The sequence below is a fragment of the Parasphingorhabdus sp. NYA22 genome, assembly GCF_976973735.1.
Genome location: NZ_OZ333477.1, coordinates 2,003,177 through 2,026,166, shown reverse-complemented (window position 1 = coordinate 2,026,166; position 22,990 = coordinate 2,003,177). Strand labels below are relative to the sequence as shown.

Genomic DNA, 22,990 nt, shown 5'->3' with positions numbered 1-22,990 from the left:
CTGCTTAGCCCTGATCGGCGCGGCTGACGCCGTCTCCGTCGAGGTTCAGCGCAACAAAGTCCCAGTCGATCGCATTGTCGAGCAACGCGGAGACATAGTCCGGGCGCGCATTCTGGTAATCCAGATAATAAGCATGTTCCCAGACATCGAGCGTAAACACAGGCTTCACACCATGAGCGACCGGTGTGTCCGCGTCGTGATAGGATGTGATTTTCAGTTCTTCACCGTCGAGTACCAGCCAAGCCCAGCCACTGGCGAAATGACCGGTCGCTTCATCTTTGAACTTGCTTTTGAAGTCGTCAATTGAACCGAAAGTGGTTTCCAGACGGTCTTTCAATTCGCCGGTGATTTCCTTTTTCTCCGGCGACAGGCACAACCAGTAGAAGCTGTGGTTCCAGACCTGAGCCGCATTATTGAACAGGCCGCCATCAGCAGCTTCGATAATTTCCGAAAGCTTTTTGCCTTCATGATCGGTGCCCTTGATCGCGTCATTGGTCTTGCTGACATAAGCATTGTGATGCTTGCCGTGATGATAGTTGAACGTTTCCTCGGAGATCAAATCTCCGAAAGCGGTTTTCGCATATGGGAGCGGGGGAAGTTCAAAAGCCATTTTCTCTTTTCTCCATTTTTTCGAGATTCGGTGGTTCAACGCACCAATAGCGGAAAAGATGCAAGGACAATTGTCTCTTTGATCGCCTGGCGTTGTCAAAAACCTATTTTTTCGTGACATCCTGAGGGTGCGGGCATAAAGTTATGTTCTAAATAGGGATTAACTCTTGGGGGGAATATAATGGCGAAATTTTTCGGAAATCTGAATGCGGTGATGATTGTCGGCTTGATTGCGGCAATCGCGCTGATGTTTGGCTTGGATGGCGATATGGTCACAGGCAATGCAATCGGCCGCTGGCTCCACCTGTTCTTCGGTGTGCTATGGATCGGGCTGCTCTATTATCTGAACTTTGTTCAGGTGCCACTGATGCCGACCATCCCGGACGAGCTAAAACCCGCAGTCGGCAAACATATCGCACCCAAAGTATTGTTTTATTTCCGCTGGGCCGCTTTGCTAACGGTAGTAACCGGCCTGTATGTCGCTTGGGCAAGCGGCTGGGTTCATCAGGCCATGACGCTGCAACAACCATTCACGCTGATTGGTGTCGGAATGTGGATCGCCATTGTCATGGCCGCCAATGTCTGGTTCATCATCTGGCCGAAACAGAAAAAGGTTCTGGGTATCGTTGAGGCAACAGCCGACGAAAAAGCGGCCGCAGGCAAAATCGCGCTGATGGCCTCGCGCACCAATGTCCTGCTGTCACTGCCGATGTTCTATGCGATGGTAAACGCCAACGCCGGATAAGATTGGAAGAATTGGAAGCATAAAAGACAAAAGGGGGCTTGGCGGCCCCCTTTTTCATGTTCCGAGCAGATCATGCCTTTTCAGCGAATGGCGCAACTGATCATAGGTCAGGTTCAATGCCTTGGCCGTCTGCCGCTGGTTGTAGCGCGATTTGGCCAAGGCAGCTTCCAAAATCCGTTTCTCGAAGGCTTCGACCGCCGCTTTCATATCGTCGACATCCTGGAACGCGGGTTCGGACGAAGCGGGTGCAGCGGCCGCTGGAGAGGCTTCTGCTGCCGACCGGGCAGCCGGCTCGGCTTCCTGCTGAGGTTTTGTTTCCCGGGGTTTCCAAGGCGATTCAAAAGGATCGAACACGACATGGTCTACCGGCCTGCTGTGGTCATTCCATTGATAGACCGCGCGCTCGATCACATTGCGCAATTCCCGGACATTGCCCGGCCAATCGTGACGATTGAGAGCTTCTGATGCGAGCCGGCCAAAGCCTGGCCATGATGGCCAATCCAGTTCCGCCGCCATCCGCCGTCCGAAATAATCTGTGAGCACGGGGATATCGCCTTCTCGCACGCGCAATGGGGGCAATGTGACCACTTCGAACGAAAGCCGGTCGAGCAAGTCGGCGCGAAATCTGTTTTCTGCTGCCATTTTCGGCAGGTCCGCGTTGGTCGCGGCGACAATCCGGACATCGACCCGCTGCGGCCGCGAGGATCCGATCCTGGTGATTTCGCCATATTCGACCGCCCTCAACAGTCGCTCCTGAGCGCCGGTCGACAATGTCCCGAGTTCGTCGAGAAACAACGTACCGCCGTCGGCTTCCTCGAACCGCCCTACCCGCGCCTTGGTCGCACCGGTGAAGGCACCGGCTTCGTGGCCGAATAATTCCGCTTCTATCAGCGTCTCGGGCATGGCTGCACAATTGAGCGTTATGAACGGACCGTCCCAACGCAGGCTGAGCCGGTGGAGCCGCTCTGCGATGAGTTCCTTGCCGGTCCCGCGTTCTCCGACTACAAGGACCGGACGGTGCAGCGGTGCTGCCCGGCTGGCTTTTTCCACCGCATCGAGAAAAGCGCCCGATTCCCCGACAAACTGACTTTCGCGTTCCATGGCCAACATATAGTGCAAAATCCCACTAAATAGCAATTAATACTATATGCGTCATGCCGGGAAATTAATTATTTCCATATATATCAGTATGTTAATCAGTTTGGCACGACTTCTGCAAAGTAGGTTTCAGATACGAAACAAACCAACTTCTGGAGCACATCATGCCAGCACTGAACAAATTGAGCCGCATCGACATTTCCGCAATCATCTCGATCCTGCTTTTTGGCGTGACGATTTTGATCAGCGCTGTCGGACCGGCGCAGGCCGAAGGCACGATGGCCAAAAGCCAGAACGATTCCCCCGCTGTCGTATTCGTTAACCTAGGTTATCGAGCATGACAGACAAAATGGCCGGGACCCCTTCTTTTCCCCTTGCCGAAGTCAGGTCCCGGCCACCTTTCGAAATTCACCAGGTTGATGTAGAACAGGACTGGAGCGACGGCTCGAACAGGTTCACACACAACCACAGACGTAACCGGAGTATGTACATGGCAGGTATTTTTTCAAGAACGCGCGACATCATCGCCGCCAACGTTACCGACATGCTGGACAAGGCCCAGGACCCTTCCAAAATGATCCGTATGATCATTCTAGAAATGGAAGAGACCCTGGTCGAGGTGCGCGCCTCTGCAGCTCGCACGATTGCCGACCAGAAGGAAATGCGTCGTCATATCGACAAGCTTGATCATCTGACCGAAGACTGGAGCGAAAAAGCCCAGCTGGCCCTTTCCAAGGATCGGGAAGACCTCGCCAAGGCGGCGTTGGTAGAGAAGCGCAAGGCGGCCGACATGGCCGACGAGCTAAAAGCGGAAATCAAGGTTCTGGATGACACGCTTAGGGCCTCTGAAGGTGACATCGCGAAACTGCAGAAGAAATTGCAGGAAGCCCGCTCGCGTCAGAGCAGCCTGGTCAATCGTCTCGAAAGTGCTGAAAATCGTGTGAAATTGCGTGAAATGTACAATGGCGAAAAGGTGCACGATGCCTTCTCGCGGTTCGAATATCTCGAACGACAGGTCGATTTCGCCGAAGGCCGCGCCGACTCGATGGGCATGGGCGGCGAGCCGCAGAGCCTGGAAAATCAGATCGCCGCGCTGGAATCCAGCGACAAGGTTGATGAAGAACTCGAAGCCATGAAGGCAGCTATGAAAAAAGGTGACGCATAATGCAGGAAGAACTCATCATCATTCCCATCGTAATGGGAACCTTGTTCATCGGTCTACCCTGGTTGATATTTCATTATGTCACGAAATGGAAAACCGCCGCGACGATCACCAACGAAGATGAAAATCTGCTGGAAGAATTGCACCATATGGCGCGTCGACTGGATGACCGCATGGAAACCATTGAACGGATCATGGCGGCAGACAATCCCGAGTGGCGTCAGTCCGGACTACCTAGCCCGACCAACACCCCTGCCCCATCGCTCGAAAATTTCGACGAGCTGCTGAAAAAAGAAAGGCACCCCTCATGAGCTCCTCTCGCACAAAATTCTATCTCGACAAGCAGCGTGCAAAATGGAGCGGTGTCTGCGCCGGGATCGCCGATTACACCGGCATCAATGTAGCCTGGGTCCGTTTTGCAGCGATTGTAGCGACGGTGACCTTTGCCTTCCCCTGGACGCTGATAGCCTATTGGATCGCGGCGAAAATTTCCGATCCGAAGCCGGTAGGCATGTATCTGAGTGACCCGGAAGATACGAAATTCTGGCAGGGCGTGCGACAGTCACCCCGCCGCACAACCCGCGACATCAAATCGCGCTTTCGGGAAATTGACCGCAAGCTGGCCGATATGGAACTTTATTACACCAGCAAGAACACGACGCTGTCGAACGAAATAGAAAACCTGCGCTAAGCAGCCGAATTGGGAGAATGAACATGGATTGGGGAAGCCCCGGATTTGTAATCGCGATAATCGCCATCAGCACCGTAGGATGGATCGTGAACAACTGGATCCGAGCCAAACACGGCTATGAACTGGAAGACGAATGGGGCGGAAAAACCGGCAAAACTGCCAAAACCAGCCCGGATGAGCATCGCAAGATCGAGCTTCTCTCCACTGAAAATGAGCAACTGGTCGGCAAGATCGACCGGCTGCAGGAGCGGCTTCAGGTGCTCGAGCGGATCGCCACCGACCCCGCCAAACGGACGGCGGATGAAATCGAAGCACTAAGGGAGAAGAACTGATGGATCCGGAAAAGATCGCCATGATCACCGAGCTTGCTCCGATAATCGCCACTGTAGCAGCGATTGCAGTCACCGGTTGGGTCGTCACCACCTGGATGCGGATCAAGAACGGCTATCCCTTGGAAAACCAGTGGGGCAAGTCCGTCTATCCCAAAACCGATCAGGAAGCGGTCGAGCGAGTCAAATTGCTGACCAATGAGAACGCCGAACTGCGTGCCGAACTGGGGTCTGTCAAAGACCGGCTGGCCAATGTCGAACGGATTGTCACCGATGACAGCCACCGGCTGACCCAGGAAATAGAACAACTGCGCGACAAGCGCGCGAACTGATAGGAGATATCGAAATGGACGTTGGAGTTCTTATCCCGATACTCGGCATTTCCTGCGGGTTGCTGGCAATTATCGGCGGCGTTTTCGTCAAGCCCTGGATTAAATATAAACAGGAGCAGTTGAAGGTTCAAACCCAGATGACGGCCGAAAAAGCGGCGCAATATGCCGCTCATACGGAATTGCTGGAACAACGGGTCCGGGTGCTGGAACGCATCGTCACCGACAAAGGCATGGATATTTCACAGCAGATTGAAAAGCTGCGGGACGCGACCGATACGAAGGAGCTCAACTGATGTTTGACGAAATCTGGGTCCTGATCCCTCTCGCTCCCTTTCTACTCGGTGGCCTCGCGATCTGGACACGCCATCAGAGCAAGATGGTCGAGAAGCAGAAAGAGCTCATCCTTCTCGGCGAACGCGGGCCGGAAAATAACGAAAGTCGCCAGATGCGCGAAGAGATGAAATATCTCAAAGATCGCGTCGCGGTACTCGAGCAGATCACGACCGATGGTCACAGCACACGGCAGCTCGAAAGCGAAATTGAACAATTGCGCGACCGCTAGACAGGTTCAGCGCGGACTGGAGGGAGATTTTAGATGAATCCGTTTGAAATGGTTGTTGCCATCATCATCGTCATTACGATCGGAAAGGTGCTGAGCACCCGGTTCCGGGCCCAACACGGAATTTCCGAAGATGAAAAGGGCAATGCGATTATCGCAAATGATCCCGATGCAGGGCGACTGAAAGAAGAAGTCAAATATCTCAAGGAGCGCGTCGCCGTGCTCGAGAAAATTGCCACAGATGGTCGCGGTGCCCGGGAACTGGAAAACGAGATCGAGAAATTGCGCGACCGGTAAGCCGGTCCAGAAAGTGGAAGGACAAGCATGATGCAAGAACCTGCTTTTTATATGATCACCGCGGCCTTTTCGCTGATTGGCTTGACGGTTGTCGCACTCATCACCCTCCGGGGCTGGCGCGACTGGATCGCCCTGAAATCCCGCGAAATCGAGCAGCGGCGCGAAGATAATCCGCCGACCGCGACGTCGCGGATCGAGGTGGCGGACTTGAAAGAACGCATCCGCAAACTGGAAGCGATTGCGGCGGGCGTGGAGCTATAGTCACACGCCGTTCGCGCTGAGCCTGTCGAAGGGTCGGCATCGCGCATAAGTCCTTACTTCGGCGAGCTCAGCACGAACGGATTTCTTTTAAACAGATGACCTTTCAACAAAGCCCTGCTAACCGCCCTCCCCATGAGCAAAATTGACGACCTTATCGAAGAATATGAATTTCTCGAACCCGATGATCGCTACCGGCTGCTGATCGATCTCGGCAAAGAGCTTGATCCGATGCCGGACGCGCTGAAAACCGACGCGACGCTGGTACGGGGCTGTTCTGCCTCGGTCTGGGTCTATCCGACGCAACTGGATGACGGACGCCTGCATTTTCTGGCTGACAGCAATGCCGCTATCACCAAGGGCATTATCGCGCTGGTGCTGGAAACGGTACAGGATCAGGCCGCCGAGCAGATCACAGGCACAGATATTGCTGCCGTGCTCGAGCCTTTTGATCTGAAAAACCAGCTCAGTTCAAACCGCACCCAGGGCATTCCGAATATGATCGCGCTTATTCAGCAGACCGCGTCGCGGTTGCAGAGCAACTAGTAGCCCTGCGACGGCACGGGTCCATCTCCGACTCTTCAATCCAAAATATTTCTAGAGGCTCGCACTCGACTATCGTCTGGCGCCATTTCGAAGGGCTATGATTGCCGCAATGGCGGGAGATGGATTCCTGCCTTAGCAGGAGAACAGAAGCTAAATCGGCTTCCAGACCCGCCGTTCTTCGGCGATCCGCAACACATCATAAGCCGCCTGGGCCGCCTGGAATTTCTTGGCAGCCTCGGCATCGCCGGGATTGACGTCGGGATGATATTCCTTGGCCATCGTCCGCCAAGCCTTTTTCACCGAGTCAAATTCAACGTCGGGAGTCAGGTCGAAAATTTCCAGTGCCGTCATTTCGTCACGCGAACGGCTGCCGTCACCGGAACCCATCCAGCTGTAATGTGCCGCTTCCTGATAGGCATTGGCATCGCGTTGCTCGTCGGCTTCGCGCTTCTTGCGCTCTTCCTTGTCCAACCCTTCGAAATAGTCCCATCCCCGGTTATATTCCGCCGCGTGGGTCTGGCAGAAATACCAGCGTTCCGGACTGTTGGGGGATTTGGGCGCAGGACAGCTGCCCGCTTCGTCGCAACCGTGCCGGTCACAAATCTTGACCTGCTGTGTTTCGCGCGAGCTTTCGTAGCTTCCCCATCTCGGGAAACCCCAGTTATCTGATCGTTTTGCTTTTGGCATAGTCCCTATTCTAACAGAGGAACCCGGCGAGTTCCACCGCAAAGATAATACCAGAGGGTCTGTAAGCCGGGTTCTGTCCATCCGCCGAAACGGAATAGCCAGCCATTCATCTAGGCCATGCATTACTGCGTGGCTCAAGCAACCAACCCGGGCAGCAAGCCGAAAAAGCCATATGCCGCCCCTATTTGGTTTTGCTCCAGGTGGGGTTTACCATGCCAGGCCTGTTGCCAGTCCCGCGGTGCGCTCTTACCGCACCCTTTCAATGTCACGTGACCGAAGTCGTCGCGACCTGCTTTCTGTTGCACTTTCCCTAGGGTTGCCCCCGCCGGACGTTATCCGGCACCTTTTAATCGTGGAGCCCGGACTTTCCTCGACATAAATGCCGCGGCTGGCCGACCCTCTGGTGCGCCCTATTTAGTGATTCCGCGCTCTCTGTCCAACATTAAAGACAAAAGCAGCGAGCGGCATTCGCCATCGATCACTCCGTCAATATTTTTTGGCCGGAAGCGCCGTTGAAAAGCGACAACCGCGGCGGTCTGGTCGGAAATATCATAGCCGAACCGTTCCAGTGCCAGCATGAAGCCGCCATCGGTCCAGGGCGGTTCGTTCAGCTTCACAGCCGGTTTTTTCAAGGCAATGCCGTGACGGGCCAGTCGCTCCCAGTCGAACAATTCGCCCGGGTCCTGCTTGCGCGCCGGCGCCAGATCGCTGTGCCCGATTACATTGGATGACGAAATATCGTGCCGCTGGACGATCGAATGGGCAAGCCGGGTCACCGCATCCATTTGCTCTTCAGGGAACGGGACATAGCCCCATTCATGACCGGGATTGACGATCTCGATGCCGATACTGGCGCTGTTCACATCGGTGATACCGCGCCAGAAACCGCGCCCTGCGTGCCAGGCCCGTTTTTCTTCATCGACCATCTGCACGATCTGGCCGTCCTCGGTCACGACATAATGGGCCGAGACTTTGGCTTCCGGATTGGCCAGCCAGTTGATCGCCGACGCCGCATCCTTCATCCCGGTATAATGCATGACGAGAATGCTGATCGGCAACTGGCGATCGTCAAAATTCGGAGACGGCGTCCATATCACATCCATGAAAGACCTCTCCTTTTAAAGCTCAAGCGGTGACGATAGCACCCAAAAGCAATTCTGTCGTGGATGGTGGCGAAATCCGCAAATCGCCGCCATTTTTCAACGTCAGCTCTCGGGTCATCCACGCGCCCGCTGTTCGCGCGCTGAGATCAGCCGGTGCTATAGTGCCGTCCAGAGCAGTCCGGATGCCTTCATCAAGCGCGATTTTTGCGCCTTCTGCTCTGATGACGACTTCGACGCCGAGTTCACCATGCTCGGCACCGACGTCCAGTCGGCCGCCGCGGACGAGGGATTCTTTTGCAATCAACGCGAGATTGAGAAGGATCTTGATCGCCTTTTTCGGCAATGCTTCGCCCTGCAAGGCCCAGCCCAAAGTGATTTTGCCCGAATCGCCGAGCAACGATTCGATCAGCTGCCGCGCCTCTGCCGGATCGACATTGTCGCCGAAGCCACCGGCGGCACCGAAAGCGAGCCGGAAATATTTCAATTTGTCGGCCGATGCTCTGGCACTGTCCGCCAGCAAGTCCATGCAGCGATCGCGCATCACCGGATCGGTTTCGCCTTCCAGCAATTCAAGGCCGTTGTTGAGCGCTCCGACCGGGCTGAGCAAATCATGGCATATTTTCGAACAAAGCAGTGATGCCAGGTCAACTTCACTATTCGACATATAAACGCGCCCTTAACTATGATTTCATTCCGCGGCTGTTTGGCCTTTTGCACCCGAGCAATCAAGGGTGATCGCGTTGAACCGACCATAAAATTCGCCCTTTTCAACTGCGTGCCATGCTGCTGCCTCCTGCCCGTTCAAAATCAGCCAGAGCCGCCCGTCCGGCGCAGCACTATTGGCATCGGTCTGGGAAGGCTTGACGATTCCCCCGGGATGCGAGTGATAATAGCCGAGGATCGGTTCGCCTCCGTCCCGCGCATCGCGCTCCGCCGCGATCAAAATGGCGGGATCAATCTCGAAATGACGGACCGGATCATCTGCCACATTTGCGGCTGCGCGATGGGTGCGGACCTTGCCATTGCGGCCAAACAAGATCCCGCAGACTTCCTGCGGCACTGCCGCAAGGGCCAGGCGCTGGAGTTCCGCCAACATGGCGCTTGATATAAACAGTTGCATGGCCCACATCTACGCGATGAACGAGGCGCAATCCACAATATCCGGAACATTACCGGATTCTCCCAAAAAACAGCGTCTCGATGCGGCTTTGACAGAAGCGGTAGACGGGCTTTCGCGCGAGCGGGTGAAATCACTGATCTCGAGCGGCAACCTTGTGCTGGATGGCGCGACATTCACCGATCCTTCGGCCAAGAAAATCGGCAACAAGCCATTCGAGCTGACTATTCCCGAACCGATAGCCGGCCCTGCCCTGGCGCAGGATATTCCGCTCGATGTGATTTTCGAAGACACGCATCTGATCGTCATCAACAAACCGGCAGGTCTCGTTGTCCATCCCGCCGCCGGTCATGCCGATGGCACGCTGGTCAATGCACTGCTCCACCATTGCCGGGGGCAGTTGTCGGGCATTGGCGGTGTGACCAGACCGGGGATTGTCCACCGCATCGACAAGGACACCTCGGGATTGATGGTCGCGGCCAAAACAGATGCCGCGCACAAGGGCTTGAGCGCGCTGTTCGCCGAACATGACATAGAACGACGCTATATGGCGATCGTCAACGGCAGGCCTAATCCGGCTTCGGCGACGATCGAGGGCGCCATCGGTCGCAGCAATGTCAATCGCAAGAAAATGGCGGTTGTCGGCGATGACCGGGGCAAGTCGGCGATGACCCATTATACGGTCAAGGAAATGCTCGACGGCGCTGCTTTGGTTGAATGTACGCTGGAAACAGGACGCACTCATCAGGTCCGGGTCCATATGACCCATATTGGACATAGTCTGATTGGTGACCCGCTCTATGGCACTCGTCGAAAATCAATGCTTTCCCGTCGGAAAGATATTCAATTTGGACGCCAGGCGCTTCATGCTGCTAGTCTTGGATTTGTTCACCCCATAACGGATGAAAAATTGATGTTTTCTATCGGTTTTCCGGACGATATGCAGGAACTATTCATGAAGTTGCGTGTATAGGTAATACACCTTATATCCGCTTTTGACCAAAGGGTGCTTAATGAGGCCTGGAGGCGCAACAAAGAAGGAACGAAAATGGCTAATGGTAGCAATGTTCCGGCAAAAATCCCTGCCTTAGGGGGGGACGCGAGCCTGAACCGGTATCTCTCGGAAGTTCGTAAATTTCCGTTATTGACCCCCGAACAAGAATATATGCTGGCGAAACGCTATTCTGAACACAAGGATCAGGAAGCGGCAGCCCAACTGGTTACGTCGCATCTGCGACTCGTCGCGAAGATTGCAATGGGCTTCCGCGGCTATGGCCTGCCGGTGTCCGACCTGATTTCCGAAGGCAATGTCGGCCTGATGCAGGGCGTGAAGAAATTTGAACCGGAACGCGGTTTCCGCCTCGCGACCTACGCGATGTGGTGGATTCGTGCGTCTATCCAGGAATATGTGCTGCGCAGCTGGAGCCTCGTTAAAATGGGGACAACTGCCGCACAGAAGAAGCTTTTCTTTAATCTGCGCCGGATGAAGAATAATCTCGATGCCTTCGAGGATGGTGATCTGTCGCCGGAAGACGTGCAGAAAATCTCTACCGATCTGGGCGTTGCCGAACATGAAGTGGTCAATATGAACCGCCGCATGTCGATGGGTGGCGATGCTTCGCTGAACGTCTCGCTTTCGTCCGAGGACGGCGATGGCGGCCAGTGGCAGGACATATTGGAAGACGACGGCCCGCTGCACGATGAATCCATCGCTGCCGCACAGGAAGCCAACTTCCGCCATGAAATGCTGACCGAAGCGATGGGCTCGCTGAACGAACGCGAGCAGCATATTTTGGCTGAACGCCGCTTGTCGGAAGATCCGAAAACACTCGAGGATCTGAGCAAGGTCTATGAAGTCAGCCGCGAACGCATAAGACAGATTGAAGTCCGCGCCTTCGAGAAGCTGCAAAAGGCGATGCTTCGCATTGCGGGAGACAAGCAGCTACTGGCAGCAAGCTAGGCCTCGAAAACCGCTCTAAAAATTATTGGTAAGCGCCCCGAAACAAAATTTGTTTTCGGGGCGTTTTCAATTTAGGCTGCTGCGATGCGGGCAATCAAGTTTCTCCTCAAATTCATCGTCTATTTCATCCTGATCACGGTCGCCTGGGTCGGCATTTACGCGATTGTGCCTCCCCCGATCACTGCGACGATGATCATGGACGGAAACGGGATCACCAAGGACTGGACGAGTTTCAGCGACATATCCCCGAATATGGCGCGGGCGGTGATCGCTGCCGAGGATAGCAAGTTTTGCAGCCATAATGGGTTTGATACGGAAGCGATCCAGAAAGCAATCCAGCGCAATGCCCAGGGAGGTCGGATACGCGGCGGCTCAACCATTTCGCAGCAAGTCGCGAAAAATGCCTTTCTCTGGCAGGGTGGCGGTTTCTTCCGCAAGGGGCTGGAAGCCTATTTCACATTCCTGATCGAGACGATCTGGAGCAAGCACCGGATCATGGAGGTCTATCTCAATATCGCGGAAACCGGCATCGGCACCTATGGCGTGCAGGCGGGCGCACAGCGCTATTTCAACAAAGACGCGAAGGATCTAACCAAGATCGAAGCCGCGCGGATTGCGGCTGCCCTGCCCTTGCCCAAGAAACGGGCCGTCAACGGCGCCAGCGGCTTTACCCGTCGCTATGGCAATACGATTGCGGCGCGGATCAATGTGGTGGCCAACGAGGGGCTGGATAGCTGTATTTATAAGTGAATATGTACGCACGTCTACTGTGATGAAAACTGAACGCAAAATTCTTGTCGGCGTCTGCCTTGCGCTTATCCTTGCCAATTTGTGTTGGTACAGTTTCAACCGACGTACTGATCAATCTGCTGATGTTCAATTGGGCACAACGATTGCGGCTTTAAGTTTTTCCGACAAAGCGTTCATCGATAAATTACCGCACTATGACCAAGCTCAAGCCGCTTGGATTAAAAATGATGTTGAGGTGAAAGACATTGCGACTGAGCTGGTCGACGATGATCCTGACGACGTCGGACCTGATAGCGTGGGCAGATATGTGGTAGTGCGCCTCGAAAAGAAGGCCGGCGCTACAGCCTATATCGAGACAATCGGGGCGCTGGCTTCAAAAGGGATCTGCTTCGTCGCATTAGTAGATGCAACAAACCCTCGACAAGCTGATGGTGTTTTCTGGGCGGACATATCCAGGATTATTAAGGTCAAAAATGACCGTGGGCAGCAGGTAAACTGCCACGACCGTTTTAATATCTAGATGTCTAAGCCATTCTTCGGGATTGCAACGCAGGACCAAGGAAAGAGCCGGATTTTCTAAGCCGCGTCTTCCTTCTTCGCCTTGCTGCTTTTCGCGATCACCTTCACCGGTTCTTTGGTGCCGGCAATGACGTCCTTGTCGATCACAATCTCGTCGACGCCTTCAAAATCGGGCAGGTCGAACATGGTGTCGAGCAGAATATTCTCGACAATCGAACGCAGACCGCGCGCACCGGTTTTCCGTTCGATCGCCTTTTTGGCAACCGCAACCAGTGCGTCATCGGTGAAGGTCAAACCGACGCCTTCCAGTTCGAACAATTTGGCATATTGCTTTACCAACGCGTTTTTCGGTTCCTGAAGAATCGTCACAAGCGCATCGACATCAAGATCTTCGAGCGTGGCGATCACTGGCAAACGACCGACAAATTCCGGGATCAAACCGAATTTCAACAGATCTTCGGGCTCGCCCTGCGCCAGCAGTTCGCCAATACGCCGTTCTTCTGGAGCGGCTACATGAGCGCCGAAACCGATCGACTTGCCTTCCAGACGGTCACCAATGATCTTTTCCAGACCAGCAAATGCGCCGCCGCAGATGAACAGTATGTTGGTGGTATCAACCTGCAGAAATTCCTGCTGCGGATGCTTGCGACCGCCTTGCGGTGGAACGCTGGCGGTTGTGCCTTCCATCAGCTTCAGCAGTGCCTGCTGGACGCCTTCACCGGAAACATCGCGAGTGATCGAAGGATTTTCCGCCTTGCGGCTGATTTTGTCGATTTCATCGATATAGACAATGCCGCGCTGGGCTTTCTCGACATTATAGTCAGACGCCTGCAACAGCTTGAGGATGATATTCTCAACGTCTTCACCGACATAGCCGGCCTCGGTCAAAGTGGTCGCATCCGCCATGGTGAACGGCACATCAAATGTCTTCGCCAGAGTCTGCGCCAATAGCGTTTTACCGCAACCGGTAGGACCAACGAGCAGGATATTCGACTTTGCCAGTTCGATATCGCCGGATTTGGCGGCGTGGTTGAGACGCTTGTAATGATTGTGAACCGCGACCGACAGCACACGTTTCGCGCGCTTCTGGCCGATCACATAATCGTTCAGCACATCGCAGATCTCCTGCGGTGTTGGCACTTCACCGTCTTTACGGCCGGTGGCGGCACCCTTGGTTTCCTCGCGAATGATGTCATTGCACAGCTCTACGCATTCATCGCAGATGAAAACCGTGGGCCCCGCAATCAGCTTGCGGACTTCATGTTGGGATTTGCCACAGAAAGAGCAATATAATGTGCTCTTCGAATCAGATCCCGTCAATTTCGTCATAAAAAGTCCTTTAAACCGGCCAATATTGTATATCTAACCGTCATATTGCAAATTGCCACCGCTTTTTTCGCAGCTTTCCTAGCGAATAGCCAAGTCTATCAAATATGGCTTAAATTTCGTTTAGGGCTGCGCTAACCGCTTATTTATTATCTTCTGATGGCACCGGACGCTTGTCATAAACTTCATCAACAATGCCGAATGCCTTGGCTTCGTCGGCTTCCATGAACGTATCCCGGTCCATGGCCGCTTCGATTTCTGCCAAAGGTTTGCCGGTATATTTCGCATAAAGGTCATTCATGCTGCTGCGAATGCGCAAGATTTCCTTGGCCTGGATTTCGATATCCGATGCCATGCCCTGCGCACCGCCGGAGGGCTGATGCACCATGATCCGGGCATTGGTCGTCGCCATCCGCATGCCGGGCTCGCCCGCCGCAAGCAGGAAGCTACCCATGGAGGCCGCCTGGCCGACGCACACCGTACCGACGCGAGGGCGGATATACTGCATCGTATCATGGATCGCCATGCCGGCAGTCACAACGCCGCCCGGCGAGTTGATATAGAGATAGATATCCTTCTTCGGATTTTCCGACTCCAGAAAGAGCAATTGCGCGGTGATGATCGAAGCCATCCCGTCCTCGACCGGACCGGTGACGAAAACGATACGTTCACGCAGCAGCCGGGAAAAAATATCGAAACTGCGCTCGCCCCGGTTCGATTGTTCGACAACCATAGGGATTAGAGCGTTTGTAATCGGATCATGCATCTTGAAAATTGTCCTGTTTTTGGCTTCGATACTACATCGGGATTATCGCGGAATTGTTCAAGGGCTTTAACGATGTTACGTAGGAAGGAATGTCATCTGTAAAAATCACGTCTCCGATACGACGATCATTGCGCACCATGCACGCTATCCCTACATGTTGATCAAGACAATGCTGATCATCCGGTGATCGGTGCTTCTCAAAATTCCATTAGCGGAGTCCAGAATGACAACCAACAACAGCCCAATCTCTCCCACATTTAACAATGACGAAGAGGACGAAGAGAATAAATCCGGCGGCCTCCCGGGTGCCATGATGACAAAATTTCTGGAAGCCCGCACGATCATGATATTCGGCGGAATTGACCAGAAGCTGGCCGAACGCGTGGCCACGCAATTGCTCTATCTCGACCATGTCAATCACGACCCCATCCGCATTTTTCTGAACTCTCCCGGCGGTCATGTCGAATCGGGTGACACGATCCATGATCTGGTCCGCTACATCAGTTCGCCAGTCGCGATGATCGGAACCGGATGGGTGGCCAGCGCCGGTACCCATATTTTCCTGGGCGTGCCCAAGGAACGGCGCTTCTGCCTGCCGAACACAAGATTTCTGATCCATCAGCCATCCGGCGGCGCTGGTGGCAAAGCTTCGGATATCGCCATCCAGGCGCAGGAAATCGTAAAGATGCGCGAGCGGCTTGCTCGAATTATTGCCCAGGAAACCGGACAGGACGTTGAACGCGTCCGCAAGGATATTGATCGCGATTACTGGATGGGTACGGAAGAAGCCAAGGAATATGGCATTCTCGGTACGGTCATCGACAAGGCTAGCGAAGTCACCTTTTAAGATTGGCTAAAACCGCCAGATGCCGACGGGCATCTGTTGAAAGCAACATATAAAAAGCCGGACAGGTCCTCCCTGCCCGGCTTTTTTATAATCAAACCAGAAGACTTATTTCTTGGCTGGAGTTTTTTTGGCAGCAGGCTTCTTCGCCGCTGGCTTCTTGACAGGTGCCTTTTCCGCCGCAGCTTTGGCAGGAGCCTTTTTCGCTGCGGCTTTCTTGGCTGGCGCCTTTTCAGCGTCGTCTTTTTTCGCGGCAGATTTCTTGGCTGCAGCTTTTTTCGCCGGCGCCTTTTTCTTGGCAGCCGGCTTGGCTTCAGCTTCGTCTTCTGCCTCGATCGCCGCTTCCAGTTCTTCGCGCGTTACCTTGCGGTCGGTGACTTCTGCCTTGTCAAACAGGAAGTCGACAACCTTGTCTTCGTACATCGGTGCACGAAGCTGGGCAGCGGCCATCTGGTCCTGCTGGATATATTGAACAAACCGTTCGCGATCTTCCGCGCGATATTGCTGCGCCGCCTGCTGGATCAGCATGCCCATTTCCTGCTGGCTGACTTCAACGCCATTGGCCTGGCCGATTTCCGAAAGCAGCAATCCGAGACGAACGCGACGAACGGCGATATCGCGATATTCGTCCTTCTCGTCTTCCATTTCCTTGCGAGCGGCTTCGGAATCTTCTTCCTGCTCGGCTTCCTGCTCCAGCTGCTGCCAGATCTGGTTGAACTCGGCTTCTACCATGCCCGGTGGCACTTCGAAGTCATGGCTTGCGGCCAGCTGGTCAAGCAGCTTGCGCTTCATGTGGGTGCGGGTCAGGCCGTTGAGTTCCTGTTCGATCTGCCCCTTGAGCAATTCGGTCAGCTGGTCGATGCCTTCCAGGCCCATGGATTTCGCCATTTCGTCGTCGGCCTTGGCCTCCTTCGGCTTCTGCACTTCGGCGACAACAACGTCGAACGTCGCGTCTTTGCCCTTCAGGTCTTCGACATTATAGTCGTCAGGGAAAGTCACTTTGACGAGAACTTCGTCATTGGCTTTCTTGCCGATGAGCTGGTCTTCGAAGCCCGGGATCAAACGGCCGGAACCGAGTTCGATCGCCATGCCTTCGCCCTTGCCGCCGTCAAACGGCACGCCGTCAACCTTGCCTTCAAAGTCGATCAGGCACTGGTCGCCGGTCTGGGCCTTGTAGGATTTGGCAGCGGTTTCAAACTGCTTCTGGCTCTCTGCGAATTTCTGCAGCGCTTCATCAACGGTCTTCTTGTCCGCTTCGACTTGCAGCCGTTCCAGCTTCAGGCCTTCGACATCCGGTGTCGGAACATCCGGCAGGATTTCCAGATCCAGCTTCACATTGGCGTCCTTGCCAGGCTCATAGCCTTCTTCAAGGTCGACATTGGGCTGCATCGCCGGACGGAGCTTGTTATCCGTCATGGTTTTTTCGATGCTTTCCTGGATCGAGCTGGTCAGCGCGTCCTGCATCAGCGCATCATTGTGCATCTTGCGGACAAGATTCGCAGGGACTTTGCCCTTGCGGAAGCCGGGCATATTCACCTGCGGTGCCATTTTCTGCACTTCGGCTTCTACGCGCGATTCGATATCCTTCGCGGTAATCTTGATTTCATAGGCCCGTTTCAGACCTTCGTTCAGCGTTTCAACAATCTGCATGACTATCCTTCTGGTGCCTTCATATTCGGTGTTTTTCGATAGATATTGCAACTAACTTGGTGCGGGCGAAGGGACTCGAACCCCCACACCCGAAGATACCAGAACCTAAATCTGGCGCGTCTACCAATTCCGCCACGCCCGCCCAGTTACGTCGTCAAACTCTATCGAAGTACGATTGACCCGCGCGCCTAGCGTAAAGGCGCGTTGAGGGCAAGTGGGGTTTGCGAAGGAATTACCCCAGTATCTTCTTCAACAACTCATTCACCACCTGCGGATTGGCTTTGCCCTGCATCGCTTTCATGGTCTGACCGACGAAGAAGCCGAACAGCTTGTCCTTGCCGTCGCGATATTGGCCTACCTTGTCTTCGTTGGCAGCCATGACGTCAGCAATGACTTTTTCGATCGCGCCGGTGTCGGATTCCTGCTTGAGGCCCTGTTCCTCGACGATTTTCTTCGCGCCTTCGCCACTTTCGAGCATGATCTCGAATACCTGCTTGGCGATTTTTCCGGAGATCGTGTCATCGGCAACCAGGCTGAGCAATTCAGCGGCCTGCGCTGGAGAGACGGGGCTATTCTCGATATCGAGCCCCATGCGGTTGAGCGCACCGAATAGTTCGGATGTCACCCAGTTGGCTGCGCTGCTGGCGATTTTTTCGGGCTGGTCGGTGGTTTCGAGCAGTTCCTCGAACCACAGAGCGGTTTCATGCTCTGCCGTCAGGACCGCTGCATTATAGGCGCTCAGCCCGAGCACACTCTTGTAGCGCGCGCGTTTTTCGTCCGGCAATTCCGGCAGGCTGGCCTTGCAGTCGAAGATGAAATCATCTTCCAGTTCCAGCGGCAGCAGATCGGGATCGGGGAAATAGCGGTAATCATGCGCGTCTTCTTTCGAGCGCATCGACCGGGTTTCATTCTTGTCGGGGTCGAAAAGCCGGGTTTCCTGCACAACAGCGCCGCCATCCTCGATCAGATCAACCTGACGCTGGGCTTCATATTCGATCACCGCCTGGATGAAGCGCATCGAGTTGACATTCTTGGTCTCGGTCCGGGTACCGAGTTCGCCGCCGGGTTTGCGGACGCTGACATTGACGTCGGCGCGCATCGAGCCCTGTTCCATATTGCCATCGCAGCTGCCGACATAGCGCAGGATCGAACGGAGCTTGCGGACATAGGCCGCGGCTTCCTTGGGCGAGGTCATATCCGGTTTTGAGACGATCTCCATCAGCGCGACGCCGCAGCGATTGAGATCGACATAGGACATGGTCGGATGCTGGTCGTGCATCAGCTTCCCGGCATCCTGTTCGATATGGATGCGCTCGACGCCAATCGCCTTGCCGTGGGCATCAGGATCTTTCTCGTCGAGCGAAATCTGGATCACGCCCTCGCCCACGATCGGATGATAGAGCTGGGAAATCTGGTAGCCCTGCGGCAGATCGGCGTAGAAATAATTCTTGCGGTCGAAGCGAGAATATTTGTTGATCTGCGCGTTGATCGCCAGACCTGTGCGTACCGCCTGACGAACGCATTCGCCGTTCAGCGTCGGCAACATGCCGGGCATCGCTGCGTCGACCAGACTGACCTGCGTGTTCGGCTCCGCTCCAAATTCGGTGGAAGCCCCGGAAAAGAGCTTCGATTCGGAGGTGATCTGGGCGTGGACCTCCAGGCCGATCACGACCTCCCATTCGCCGGTTCCGCCCTGGATACGATATGTTGATTCGGTCATAATTCCTGAACCCATTTTTTAACTACAAAGCACGATACTTGAGCACGGTCATCTGCGATTCTGGTTGCAGACGTGGTTTTTGAAAACCCGTGAATAATCGCGACTTTCTTATGGAGTCCTTCTTTTCTGGAAACCACGAAAGCTAACTCGTCTTCCAGAACGGGTTTTCCATTGTCATTGATCTCACGGATTGGCGTAACAGTAAAATTAGGGGTCGAGAAGGTTTGTAGGCCACCGGGAAAAGGCAGATTGCTCGATAGCTTCTCTTCCAGTTCTTTTTTCGCCATTCGCCAGTTCAATTCGTGAAATACTTCCACTTTCCCATGTTTTTTACATTTTTCTGTAAATGAATCTTCACTTGAGCATCCTGAAACAATCAGTGCACCGGCCAGTGTGATCGAAAGACTTTCAGCTGAAATCACCACCACTGCTCCGGTTTCGCCACGAATCCGGCGCGTTCTTCGATCGCCAATCCTGCATTAAAGACGCTCTGTTCGTCCAGTGCCTTGCCGATGATCTGCAGGCCGAGGGGCAATCCCTTGCCGTCCAGTCCGGCTGGCACCGACATCGCCGGCAGACCGGCCAGCGAGCTGGGCACGGTGAACACGTCGTTCAGATACATGGCCAGCGGATCATCCATTTTCTCGCCCAGACCGAAGGCGGCGCTTGGCGCGGTCGGGGTCAGCAGCAGGTCACAGCTGTTCCACGCCTTGTCGAAGTCCTGAGAGATTAGCGTCCGCACTTTCTGCGCCTGGGTATAATAAGCGTCATAATAGCCGGCGCTCAGAACATAGGTGCCGATCATTATCCGGCGCTTCACTTCCGGTCCGAAACCGGCTTCTCGGGTGGCGGCATACATGTCCTGCAGGCCTGCCCCGTCCGGGAGATCGCGCAGACCGTAGCGCACGCCGTCATAGCGCGACAGGTTGGACGATGCTTCGGCAGGCGCAATGATATAATAAGCCGGCAGCGCATATTTGGTATGCGGCAGCGAGACATCGACGATGGTCGCGCCAGCATCCTTGAGCATTTCAATGCCCTTCTGCCACAGTGCATCGATTTCGGCTGGCATGTTTTCAACGCGATATTCCTTGGGAATACCGATTTTCTTGCCGGCCATATTGCTGCTGAGCGCCGCTTCCCAGTCGGGAACGGGCAGATCAAGCGAGGTCGAATCCTTGGCATCAAAACCGGCCATCGATCCGAGCATGATCGCGCAATCGCGGACATCATGGGCCATCGGGCCTGCCTGATCGAGCGAGCTGGCAAAGGCAATCGTGCCCCAGCGCGAGCAGCGGCCATAGGTCGGCTTGAAGCCGGTTATGCCGACAAAGGCAGCGGGCTGGCGAATCGACCCGCCGGTATCGGTGCCGGTTGCTGCTGGCGCGATATGGCCGGAGACCACCGCCGCGCTGCCGCCCGATGAACCACCGGGAGCCAGATCGGCGTTACCGCCATCATTGCGCCGCCAGGGCGAAATCACATTGCCGAATGCGCTGGTCTCGTTCGACGAGCCCATGGCGAACTGGTCCATGTTGAGCTTGCCGAGCATCCCGGCGCCCGCCTTGAACAGGTTGGACGAAACGGTCGATTCATACTGGGGAACAAAACCTTCGAGGATAAGGCTGGCGGCAGTGGTCGCGACGCCTTCGGTGCAGAAAAGGTCCTTCATGCCAATCGGCACGCCGGCCATCTTGCCGAGGGTCTCGCCCGCCGCCTTGGCCTTGTCGGTGGCTTCTGCCGCCGCCAGAGCATGTTCCGGTGTTTCGACCAGAAATGCGTTCAATGGCTTGGCCGCGCTGACCCGCGCGATGAAAGTTTCCGCGACTTCCTTCGCGGTGAAATCGCCGTCGGCAATGCCGCTGCGGATATCTGCGATACCCAGTTCAAATATTGCGGTCATTATTCAATCACCTTGGGAACTGCAAAAAAGCCGTGTTCGGCAATCGGCGCATTGGCCAATATCTTGTCGCGAATCTCGCCGTCGGTGACGACATCCTCGCGCAGCCGCAATTTGTTCGGGATCACCGCCGTCATCGGCTCGACCTTCGAACAATCCACTTCGCCCAGTTGCTCGACCCAACCCAGAATCTGGTTAAGCTCGGGCACGAAGGCATCCGCTTCGGCTTCGGTAATCGCGATCCTCGAGAGGCTGGCGATCTTTTTGACGGTTTCCTTATCGATTGACATGACTCATTCTTTTCAGGTTCATCTTTTTGCGGGTATTTCGGAATTAAATATTGTACCGAGCGCCGCTAGCACCGGCGCGGAGCGGCTTCAAGCGGATTGAGGCAGCAGCATATAGGTTGGAGTGTCATTTGGCCCGAAAGTTTCTCTATTTTGTCGCAGGCATGGTCATCCTCGTGCTCGCCGGCGCATTTGTTTATCAGGTCTATGGCGAAGAGCTGATGGAAGTGGCCTTTGTGCCCGACACCGAATTTGCGGCACAGGAAGTGCTGGAAACCAATGTTTATGCCGACACGGCGATGTGGCTGGCGCGGCCCGAACTGGTGAAAGGCAATCCTGCCCTGTGGCTTCCGGAAGGATATGAGGATGCGGAGGATGCGTTTCCGAAAGACAAGAAAGCCGCTGTTTTCTTCGTCCACCCCACATCCTTTCTGAAGAAAGACCGCTGGAATGCGGCGCTGGATGATGACGAATCGCAGGCCCGGGCGCGGATATTCCTGCGCGGTCAGGCCAGCGCCTTTAACGCTATCGGCGATGTCTGGGCACCGCGCTATCGACAGGCGACACTGGGTGCGTTTCTTACCACAAAGCCCCAGGGCCAGCAGGCGCTGGACGCTGCCTATCAGGACGTGCTGGCGGCCTTTGACTATTTTGTTGCGGAAATCCCGGGCGACCAGCCGATCATATTGGCCGGACACAGCCAGGGCAGTCTGCATCTGACCAACTTGCTCAAGGACCGGGTCGCCGGCACGCCGCTCGCCAACCGGGTCGTCGCCGCTTATGTCGTCGGCTGGCCGGTTTCGGTGGACACCGATATCCCGGAAATGGGTCTCGACATTTGCGAAGCGCCCGATCAGACCCGCTGCATCATGGCCTGGCAGAGTTTTGCAGAGCCGGCAGATTACGGCCGGATCGTCAAAGTTTACGACATGACGATCGGCTTTAATGGCGAGCCGCGCAAGGAAACCAGGCTGCTTTGCAGCAATCCGATCAATGGTGATGTCAATTCGTCTGCGGCGGCATCGGCCAATCTCGGCACATTGGTTCCCAATGATGATCTTAGCGAAGCGAGCCTGACTATCGGATCGGTGCCAGCCAAATGCGATGCCAGGGGATTTCTGCTGATCGGTGATCCGCCGGAGATGGGCCCCTATGCGCTGCCCGGTAACAATTACCATGTTTATGATTATAGTCTTTTCTGGGCCAATGTTCGCGCCGATGCACGCCGGAGGATGGTAGCATTTCCGGCACGTTGATTTCTGACGATGTCGCGGCCTTCGCGCAAGCGCTGCCGGATGGTGGCCGTTTGCTGGGCCTCGATATCGGCACAAAGACGGTCGGCATGGCCATATGCGATTCGCACTGGACCTTCGCAACGGCGGCGGAAACGATCGAGCGGCGCAAATTTTCCAAGGATCTCGAACGGATCAAGGCGGTAATTGTCGAACAGAATATTGTCGGACTCGTCGCCGGCCTGCCGCTCAACCTCGATGGCAGCCAGAGCCAGCAAACCCAGGCAGCACGGTCTTTTGCGCAAAACCTGAAACCGCTCGGCCTGCCGATATTATTGTGGGACGAACGGTGGAGCACGCAGGCCGTCACCCGCGATCTGATTGCATCGGACGTCAGCCGGAAGAAACGGGCAAAGGTCGTCGACAAAATGGCCGCCGCCTATATTTTGCAAGGCGCCATCGACAGGCTTGCCGCACTGCAATGATGACTCTATAGAACCCGC

32 protein-coding genes, 1 tRNA gene and 1 other RNA gene are annotated in these 22,990 nt (G+C 55.0%); 19 read left to right on the top strand and 15 right to left on the bottom strand.

Annotated features, from left to right (window positions below; genetic code table 11):
* Positions 1–4 precede the first annotated feature (4 nt).
* Complete coding sequence (locus ACWFTY_RS09785; RefSeq protein WP_447524038.1) at positions 5–610, bottom strand: superoxide dismutase; 606 nt, start codon at positions 608–610, stop codon at positions 5–7.
* 180 nt (positions 611–790) lie between these two features.
* Here ACWFTY_RS09785 and ACWFTY_RS09780 point away from each other — a divergent pair, with 180 nt between their 5' ends.
* The gene (locus ACWFTY_RS09780; RefSeq protein WP_447524037.1) at positions 791–1,354 is read left to right on the top strand and encodes a urate hydroxylase PuuD; all 564 of its coding nucleotides are present in this window, start codon (positions 791–793) and stop codon (positions 1,352–1,354) included.
* A gap of 54 nt (positions 1,355–1,408) precedes the next feature.
* Here ACWFTY_RS09780 and pspF read toward each other — a convergent pair whose 3' ends face one another.
* A complete protein-coding gene (pspF, locus tag ACWFTY_RS09775) occupies positions 1,409–2,455 on the bottom strand; it encodes a phage shock protein operon transcriptional activator (protein ID WP_447524036.1) in 1,047 nt (348 codons plus the stop codon).
* A gap of 161 nt (positions 2,456–2,616) precedes the next feature.
* Here pspF and ACWFTY_RS09770 point away from each other — a divergent pair, with 161 nt between their 5' ends.
* From ACWFTY_RS09770 to ACWFTY_RS09720, 11 genes are all read left to right on the top strand, one after another.
* Positions 2,617–2,793 carry a hypothetical protein gene (locus ACWFTY_RS09770; RefSeq protein ID WP_447524035.1) on the top strand — a complete coding sequence of 59 codons (177 nt, stop codon included), beginning with the start codon at positions 2,617–2,619 and terminating at the stop codon, positions 2,791–2,793.
* Positions 2,794–2,942: 149 nt separating this feature from the next.
* Positions 2,943–3,617, top strand: a complete 675-nt coding sequence (gene pspA, locus ACWFTY_RS09765; protein WP_447524034.1) for a phage shock protein PspA — start codon at positions 2,943–2,945, stop codon at positions 3,615–3,617.
* Complete coding sequence (gene pspB, locus ACWFTY_RS09760; protein WP_447524033.1) at positions 3,617–3,925, top strand: envelope stress response membrane protein PspB; 309 nt, start codon at positions 3,617–3,619, stop codon at positions 3,923–3,925. The genes pspA and pspB overlap by 1 nt, the downstream gene beginning before the upstream one ends.
* Complete coding sequence (gene pspC / locus ACWFTY_RS09755) at positions 3,922–4,305, top strand: envelope stress response membrane protein PspC (RefSeq protein WP_447524032.1); 384 nt, start codon at positions 3,922–3,924, stop codon at positions 4,303–4,305. The genes pspB and pspC overlap by 4 nt, the downstream gene beginning before the upstream one ends.
* Positions 4,306–4,328: 23 nt before the next feature.
* Positions 4,329–4,637, top strand: a complete 309-nt coding sequence (locus tag ACWFTY_RS09750; protein ID WP_447524031.1) for a hypothetical protein — start codon at positions 4,329–4,331, stop codon at positions 4,635–4,637.
* A 20-nt stretch (positions 4,638–4,657) separates the two neighbouring features.
* Positions 4,658–4,966 (top strand): hypothetical protein, encoded by a 309-nt coding sequence (locus ACWFTY_RS09745; protein ID WP_447526877.1) that lies wholly within the window; start codon positions 4,658–4,660, stop codon positions 4,964–4,966.
* A 14-nt stretch (positions 4,967–4,980) separates the two neighbouring features.
* On the top strand, positions 4,981–5,259 hold the full coding sequence (locus ACWFTY_RS09740; RefSeq protein ID WP_447524030.1) for a hypothetical protein: 279 nt from the start codon (positions 4,981–4,983) through the stop codon (positions 5,257–5,259).
* Positions 5,259–5,528 (top strand): hypothetical protein, encoded by a 270-nt coding sequence (locus tag ACWFTY_RS09735; protein ID WP_447524029.1) that lies wholly within the window; start codon positions 5,259–5,261, stop codon positions 5,526–5,528. The genes ACWFTY_RS09740 and ACWFTY_RS09735 overlap by 1 nt, the downstream gene beginning before the upstream one ends.
* Positions 5,529–5,561: 33 nt before the next feature.
* On the top strand, positions 5,562–5,822 hold the full coding sequence (locus ACWFTY_RS09730) for a hypothetical protein (RefSeq protein WP_447524028.1): 261 nt from the start codon (positions 5,562–5,564) through the stop codon (positions 5,820–5,822).
* A 30-nt stretch (positions 5,823–5,852) separates the two neighbouring features.
* Positions 5,853–6,083: a hypothetical protein gene (locus ACWFTY_RS09725; protein ID WP_447526876.1), complete on the top strand. Its 231-nt coding sequence runs from the start codon at positions 5,853–5,855 to the stop codon at positions 6,081–6,083.
* Between the two features lie 132 nt (positions 6,084–6,215).
* The gene (locus ACWFTY_RS09720; RefSeq protein WP_447524027.1) at positions 6,216–6,626 is read left to right on the top strand and encodes a SufE family protein; all 411 of its coding nucleotides are present in this window, start codon (positions 6,216–6,218) and stop codon (positions 6,624–6,626) included.
* Between the two features lie 150 nt (positions 6,627–6,776).
* Here ACWFTY_RS09720 and ACWFTY_RS09715 read toward each other — a convergent pair whose 3' ends face one another.
* From ACWFTY_RS09715 to ACWFTY_RS09695, 5 genes are all read right to left on the bottom strand, one after another.
* Positions 6,777–7,313: a DnaJ domain-containing protein gene (locus ACWFTY_RS09715; RefSeq protein WP_447524026.1), complete on the bottom strand. Its 537-nt coding sequence runs from the start codon at positions 7,311–7,313 to the stop codon at positions 6,777–6,779.
* A 46-nt stretch (positions 7,314–7,359) separates the two neighbouring features.
* An RNA gene (gene rnpB, locus ACWFTY_RS09710) (RNase P RNA component class A) lies at positions 7,360–7,717 on the bottom strand.
* Between the two features lie 6 nt (positions 7,718–7,723).
* A complete protein-coding gene (locus ACWFTY_RS09705) occupies positions 7,724–8,416 on the bottom strand; it encodes an N-acetylmuramoyl-L-alanine amidase (RefSeq protein WP_447524025.1) in 693 nt (230 codons plus the stop codon).
* A 22-nt stretch (positions 8,417–8,438) separates the two neighbouring features.
* Positions 8,439–9,080 carry a histidine phosphotransferase family protein gene (locus ACWFTY_RS09700; protein WP_447524024.1) on the bottom strand — a complete coding sequence of 214 codons (642 nt, stop codon included), beginning with the start codon at positions 9,078–9,080 and terminating at the stop codon, positions 8,439–8,441.
* 24 nt (positions 9,081–9,104) lie between these two features.
* Entirely contained in the window at positions 9,105–9,512 is a 408-nt protein-coding gene (locus tag ACWFTY_RS09695) for a M67 family metallopeptidase (protein ID WP_447524023.1), read from the bottom strand.
* 40 nt (positions 9,513–9,552) lie between these two features.
* On the opposite strand from ACWFTY_RS09695, the gene ACWFTY_RS09690 reads away from it, so the two are divergent.
* The 4 genes from ACWFTY_RS09690 to ACWFTY_RS09675 all read left to right on the top strand — a co-directional run bounded on the left by ACWFTY_RS09690 (position 9,553) and on the right by ACWFTY_RS09675 (position 12,763).
* On the top strand, positions 9,553–10,506 hold the full coding sequence (locus ACWFTY_RS09690) for an RluA family pseudouridine synthase (protein WP_447526875.1): 954 nt from the start codon (positions 9,553–9,555) through the stop codon (positions 10,504–10,506).
* 75 nt (positions 10,507–10,581) lie between these two features.
* On the top strand, positions 10,582–11,493 hold the full coding sequence (rpoH, locus tag ACWFTY_RS09685; protein WP_447524022.1) for an RNA polymerase sigma factor RpoH: 912 nt from the start codon (positions 10,582–10,584) through the stop codon (positions 11,491–11,493).
* A gap of 84 nt (positions 11,494–11,577) precedes the next feature.
* A complete protein-coding gene (gene mtgA, locus ACWFTY_RS09680) occupies positions 11,578–12,243 on the top strand; it encodes a monofunctional biosynthetic peptidoglycan transglycosylase (protein ID WP_447524021.1) in 666 nt (221 codons plus the stop codon).
* 22 nt (positions 12,244–12,265) lie between these two features.
* Positions 12,266–12,763, top strand: coding sequence for a hypothetical protein (locus ACWFTY_RS09675; protein WP_447524020.1), 498 nt, complete (start codon positions 12,266–12,268; stop codon positions 12,761–12,763).
* A gap of 56 nt (positions 12,764–12,819) precedes the next feature.
* On the opposite strand, the gene clpX is transcribed toward ACWFTY_RS09675, so the two are convergent.
* Both clpX and ACWFTY_RS09665 read right to left on the bottom strand, forming a co-directional pair.
* Positions 12,820–14,091 (bottom strand): ATP-dependent Clp protease ATP-binding subunit ClpX, encoded by a 1,272-nt coding sequence (gene clpX / locus ACWFTY_RS09670; protein ID WP_447524019.1) that lies wholly within the window; start codon positions 14,089–14,091, stop codon positions 12,820–12,822.
* Between the two features lie 139 nt (positions 14,092–14,230).
* The gene (locus tag ACWFTY_RS09665; protein WP_447524018.1) at positions 14,231–14,854 is read right to left on the bottom strand and encodes an ATP-dependent Clp protease proteolytic subunit; all 624 of its coding nucleotides are present in this window, start codon (positions 14,852–14,854) and stop codon (positions 14,231–14,233) included.
* A gap of 223 nt (positions 14,855–15,077) precedes the next feature.
* On the opposite strand from ACWFTY_RS09665, the gene ACWFTY_RS09660 reads away from it, so the two are divergent.
* Positions 15,078–15,701 (top strand): ATP-dependent Clp protease proteolytic subunit, encoded by a 624-nt coding sequence (locus tag ACWFTY_RS09660; protein WP_447524017.1) that lies wholly within the window; start codon positions 15,078–15,080, stop codon positions 15,699–15,701.
* Between the two features lie 105 nt (positions 15,702–15,806).
* On the opposite strand, the gene tig is transcribed toward ACWFTY_RS09660, so the two are convergent.
* The 6 genes from tig to gatC form a co-directional block, all read right to left on the bottom strand.
* Positions 15,807–17,348, bottom strand: a complete 1,542-nt coding sequence (tig, locus tag ACWFTY_RS09655) for a trigger factor (protein WP_447524016.1) — start codon at positions 17,346–17,348, stop codon at positions 15,807–15,809.
* Positions 17,349–17,405: 57 nt separating this feature from the next.
* A tRNA-Leu gene (locus ACWFTY_RS09650) sits at positions 17,406–17,490 on the bottom strand.
* Positions 17,491–17,580: 90 nt separating this feature from the next.
* Positions 17,581–19,068, bottom strand: coding sequence for an Asp-tRNA(Asn)/Glu-tRNA(Gln) amidotransferase subunit GatB (gene gatB / locus ACWFTY_RS09645; RefSeq protein WP_447524015.1), 1,488 nt, complete (start codon positions 19,066–19,068; stop codon positions 17,581–17,583).
* On the bottom strand, positions 19,065–19,496 hold the full coding sequence (locus ACWFTY_RS09640) for a hypothetical protein (protein ID WP_447524014.1): 432 nt from the start codon (positions 19,494–19,496) through the stop codon (positions 19,065–19,067). The genes gatB and ACWFTY_RS09640 overlap by 4 nt, the downstream gene beginning before the upstream one ends.
* Complete coding sequence (gene gatA, locus ACWFTY_RS09635; protein WP_447524013.1) at positions 19,487–20,971, bottom strand: Asp-tRNA(Asn)/Glu-tRNA(Gln) amidotransferase subunit GatA; 1,485 nt, start codon at positions 20,969–20,971, stop codon at positions 19,487–19,489. Before gatA ends, ACWFTY_RS09640 begins: the two co-directional genes overlap by 10 nt.
* The gene (gene gatC / locus ACWFTY_RS09630) at positions 20,971–21,258 is read right to left on the bottom strand and encodes an Asp-tRNA(Asn)/Glu-tRNA(Gln) amidotransferase subunit GatC (protein WP_067199340.1); all 288 of its coding nucleotides are present in this window, start codon (positions 21,256–21,258) and stop codon (positions 20,971–20,973) included. Before gatC ends, gatA begins: the two co-directional genes overlap by 1 nt.
* Positions 21,259–21,386: 128 nt before the next feature.
* Between gatC and ACWFTY_RS09625 the strand changes: the two genes are divergently transcribed.
* Both ACWFTY_RS09625 and ruvX read left to right on the top strand, forming a co-directional pair.
* Complete coding sequence (locus ACWFTY_RS09625; protein WP_447524012.1) at positions 21,387–22,511, top strand: DUF3089 domain-containing protein; 1,125 nt, start codon at positions 21,387–21,389, stop codon at positions 22,509–22,511.
* On the top strand, positions 22,508–22,972 hold the full coding sequence (ruvX, locus tag ACWFTY_RS09620; protein WP_447524011.1) for a Holliday junction resolvase RuvX: 465 nt from the start codon (positions 22,508–22,510) through the stop codon (positions 22,970–22,972). The genes ACWFTY_RS09625 and ruvX overlap by 4 nt, the downstream gene beginning before the upstream one ends.
* Positions 22,973–22,990: the final 18 nt, after the last annotated feature.

Excerpts from the sequence above, each read along its gene's own strand:
- ACWFTY_RS09785 (WP_447524038.1), bottom strand. The coding sequence starts at position 610 with ATGGCTTTTGAACTTCCCCCGCTCCCATATGCGAAAACCGCTTTCGGA.
- ACWFTY_RS09780 (WP_447524037.1), top strand. The coding sequence starts at position 791 with ATGGCGAAATTTTTCGGAAATCTGAATGCGGTGATGATTGTCGGCTTG.
- pspF (WP_447524036.1), bottom strand. The coding sequence starts at position 2,455 with ATGGAACGCGAAAGTCAGTTTGTCGGGGAATCGGGCGCTTTTCTCGAT.
- ACWFTY_RS09770 (WP_447524035.1), top strand. The coding sequence starts at position 2,617 with ATGCCAGCACTGAACAAATTGAGCCGCATCGACATTTCCGCAATCATC.
- pspA (WP_447524034.1), top strand. The coding sequence starts at position 2,943 with ATGGCAGGTATTTTTTCAAGAACGCGCGACATCATCGCCGCCAACGTT.
- pspB (WP_447524033.1), top strand. The coding sequence starts at position 3,617 with ATGCAGGAAGAACTCATCATCATTCCCATCGTAATGGGAACCTTGTTC.
- pspC (WP_447524032.1), top strand. The coding sequence starts at position 3,922 with ATGAGCTCCTCTCGCACAAAATTCTATCTCGACAAGCAGCGTGCAAAA.
- ACWFTY_RS09750 (WP_447524031.1), top strand. The coding sequence starts at position 4,329 with ATGGATTGGGGAAGCCCCGGATTTGTAATCGCGATAATCGCCATCAGC.
- ACWFTY_RS09745 (WP_447526877.1), top strand. The coding sequence starts at position 4,658 with ATGATCACCGAGCTTGCTCCGATAATCGCCACTGTAGCAGCGATTGCA.
- ACWFTY_RS09740 (WP_447524030.1), top strand. The coding sequence starts at position 4,981 with ATGGACGTTGGAGTTCTTATCCCGATACTCGGCATTTCCTGCGGGTTG.
- ACWFTY_RS09735 (WP_447524029.1), top strand. The coding sequence starts at position 5,259 with ATGTTTGACGAAATCTGGGTCCTGATCCCTCTCGCTCCCTTTCTACTC.
- ACWFTY_RS09730 (WP_447524028.1), top strand. The coding sequence starts at position 5,562 with ATGAATCCGTTTGAAATGGTTGTTGCCATCATCATCGTCATTACGATC.
- ACWFTY_RS09725 (WP_447526876.1), top strand. The coding sequence starts at position 5,853 with ATGCAAGAACCTGCTTTTTATATGATCACCGCGGCCTTTTCGCTGATT.
- ACWFTY_RS09720 (WP_447524027.1), top strand. The coding sequence starts at position 6,216 with ATGAGCAAAATTGACGACCTTATCGAAGAATATGAATTTCTCGAACCC.
- ACWFTY_RS09715 (WP_447524026.1), bottom strand. The coding sequence starts at position 7,313 with ATGCCAAAAGCAAAACGATCAGATAACTGGGGTTTCCCGAGATGGGGA.
- ACWFTY_RS09705 (WP_447524025.1), bottom strand. The coding sequence starts at position 8,416 with ATGGATGTGATATGGACGCCGTCTCCGAATTTTGACGATCGCCAGTTG.
- ACWFTY_RS09700 (WP_447524024.1), bottom strand. The coding sequence starts at position 9,080 with ATGTCGAATAGTGAAGTTGACCTGGCATCACTGCTTTGTTCGAAAATA.
- ACWFTY_RS09695 (WP_447524023.1), bottom strand. The coding sequence starts at position 9,512 with ATGTTGGCGGAACTCCAGCGCCTGGCCCTTGCGGCAGTGCCGCAGGAA.
- ACWFTY_RS09690 (WP_447526875.1), top strand. The coding sequence starts at position 9,553 with ATGAACGAGGCGCAATCCACAATATCCGGAACATTACCGGATTCTCCC.
- rpoH (WP_447524022.1), top strand. The coding sequence starts at position 10,582 with ATGGCTAATGGTAGCAATGTTCCGGCAAAAATCCCTGCCTTAGGGGGG.
- mtgA (WP_447524021.1), top strand. The coding sequence starts at position 11,578 with ATGCGGGCAATCAAGTTTCTCCTCAAATTCATCGTCTATTTCATCCTG.
- ACWFTY_RS09675 (WP_447524020.1), top strand. The coding sequence starts at position 12,266 with ATGAAAACTGAACGCAAAATTCTTGTCGGCGTCTGCCTTGCGCTTATC.
- clpX (WP_447524019.1), bottom strand. The coding sequence starts at position 14,091 with ATGACGAAATTGACGGGATCTGATTCGAAGAGCACATTATATTGCTCT.
- ACWFTY_RS09665 (WP_447524018.1), bottom strand. The coding sequence starts at position 14,854 with ATGCATGATCCGATTACAAACGCTCTAATCCCTATGGTTGTCGAACAA.
- ACWFTY_RS09660 (WP_447524017.1), top strand. The coding sequence starts at position 15,078 with ATGACAACCAACAACAGCCCAATCTCTCCCACATTTAACAATGACGAA.
- tig (WP_447524016.1), bottom strand. The coding sequence starts at position 17,348 with ATGCAGATTGTTGAAACGCTGAACGAAGGTCTGAAACGGGCCTATGAA.
- gatB (WP_447524015.1), bottom strand. The coding sequence starts at position 19,068 with ATGACCGAATCAACATATCGTATCCAGGGCGGAACCGGCGAATGGGAG.
- gatA (WP_447524013.1), bottom strand. The coding sequence starts at position 20,971 with ATGACCGCAATATTTGAACTGGGTATCGCAGATATCCGCAGCGGCATT.
- gatC (WP_067199340.1), bottom strand. The coding sequence starts at position 21,258 with ATGTCAATCGATAAGGAAACCGTCAAAAAGATCGCCAGCCTCTCGAGG.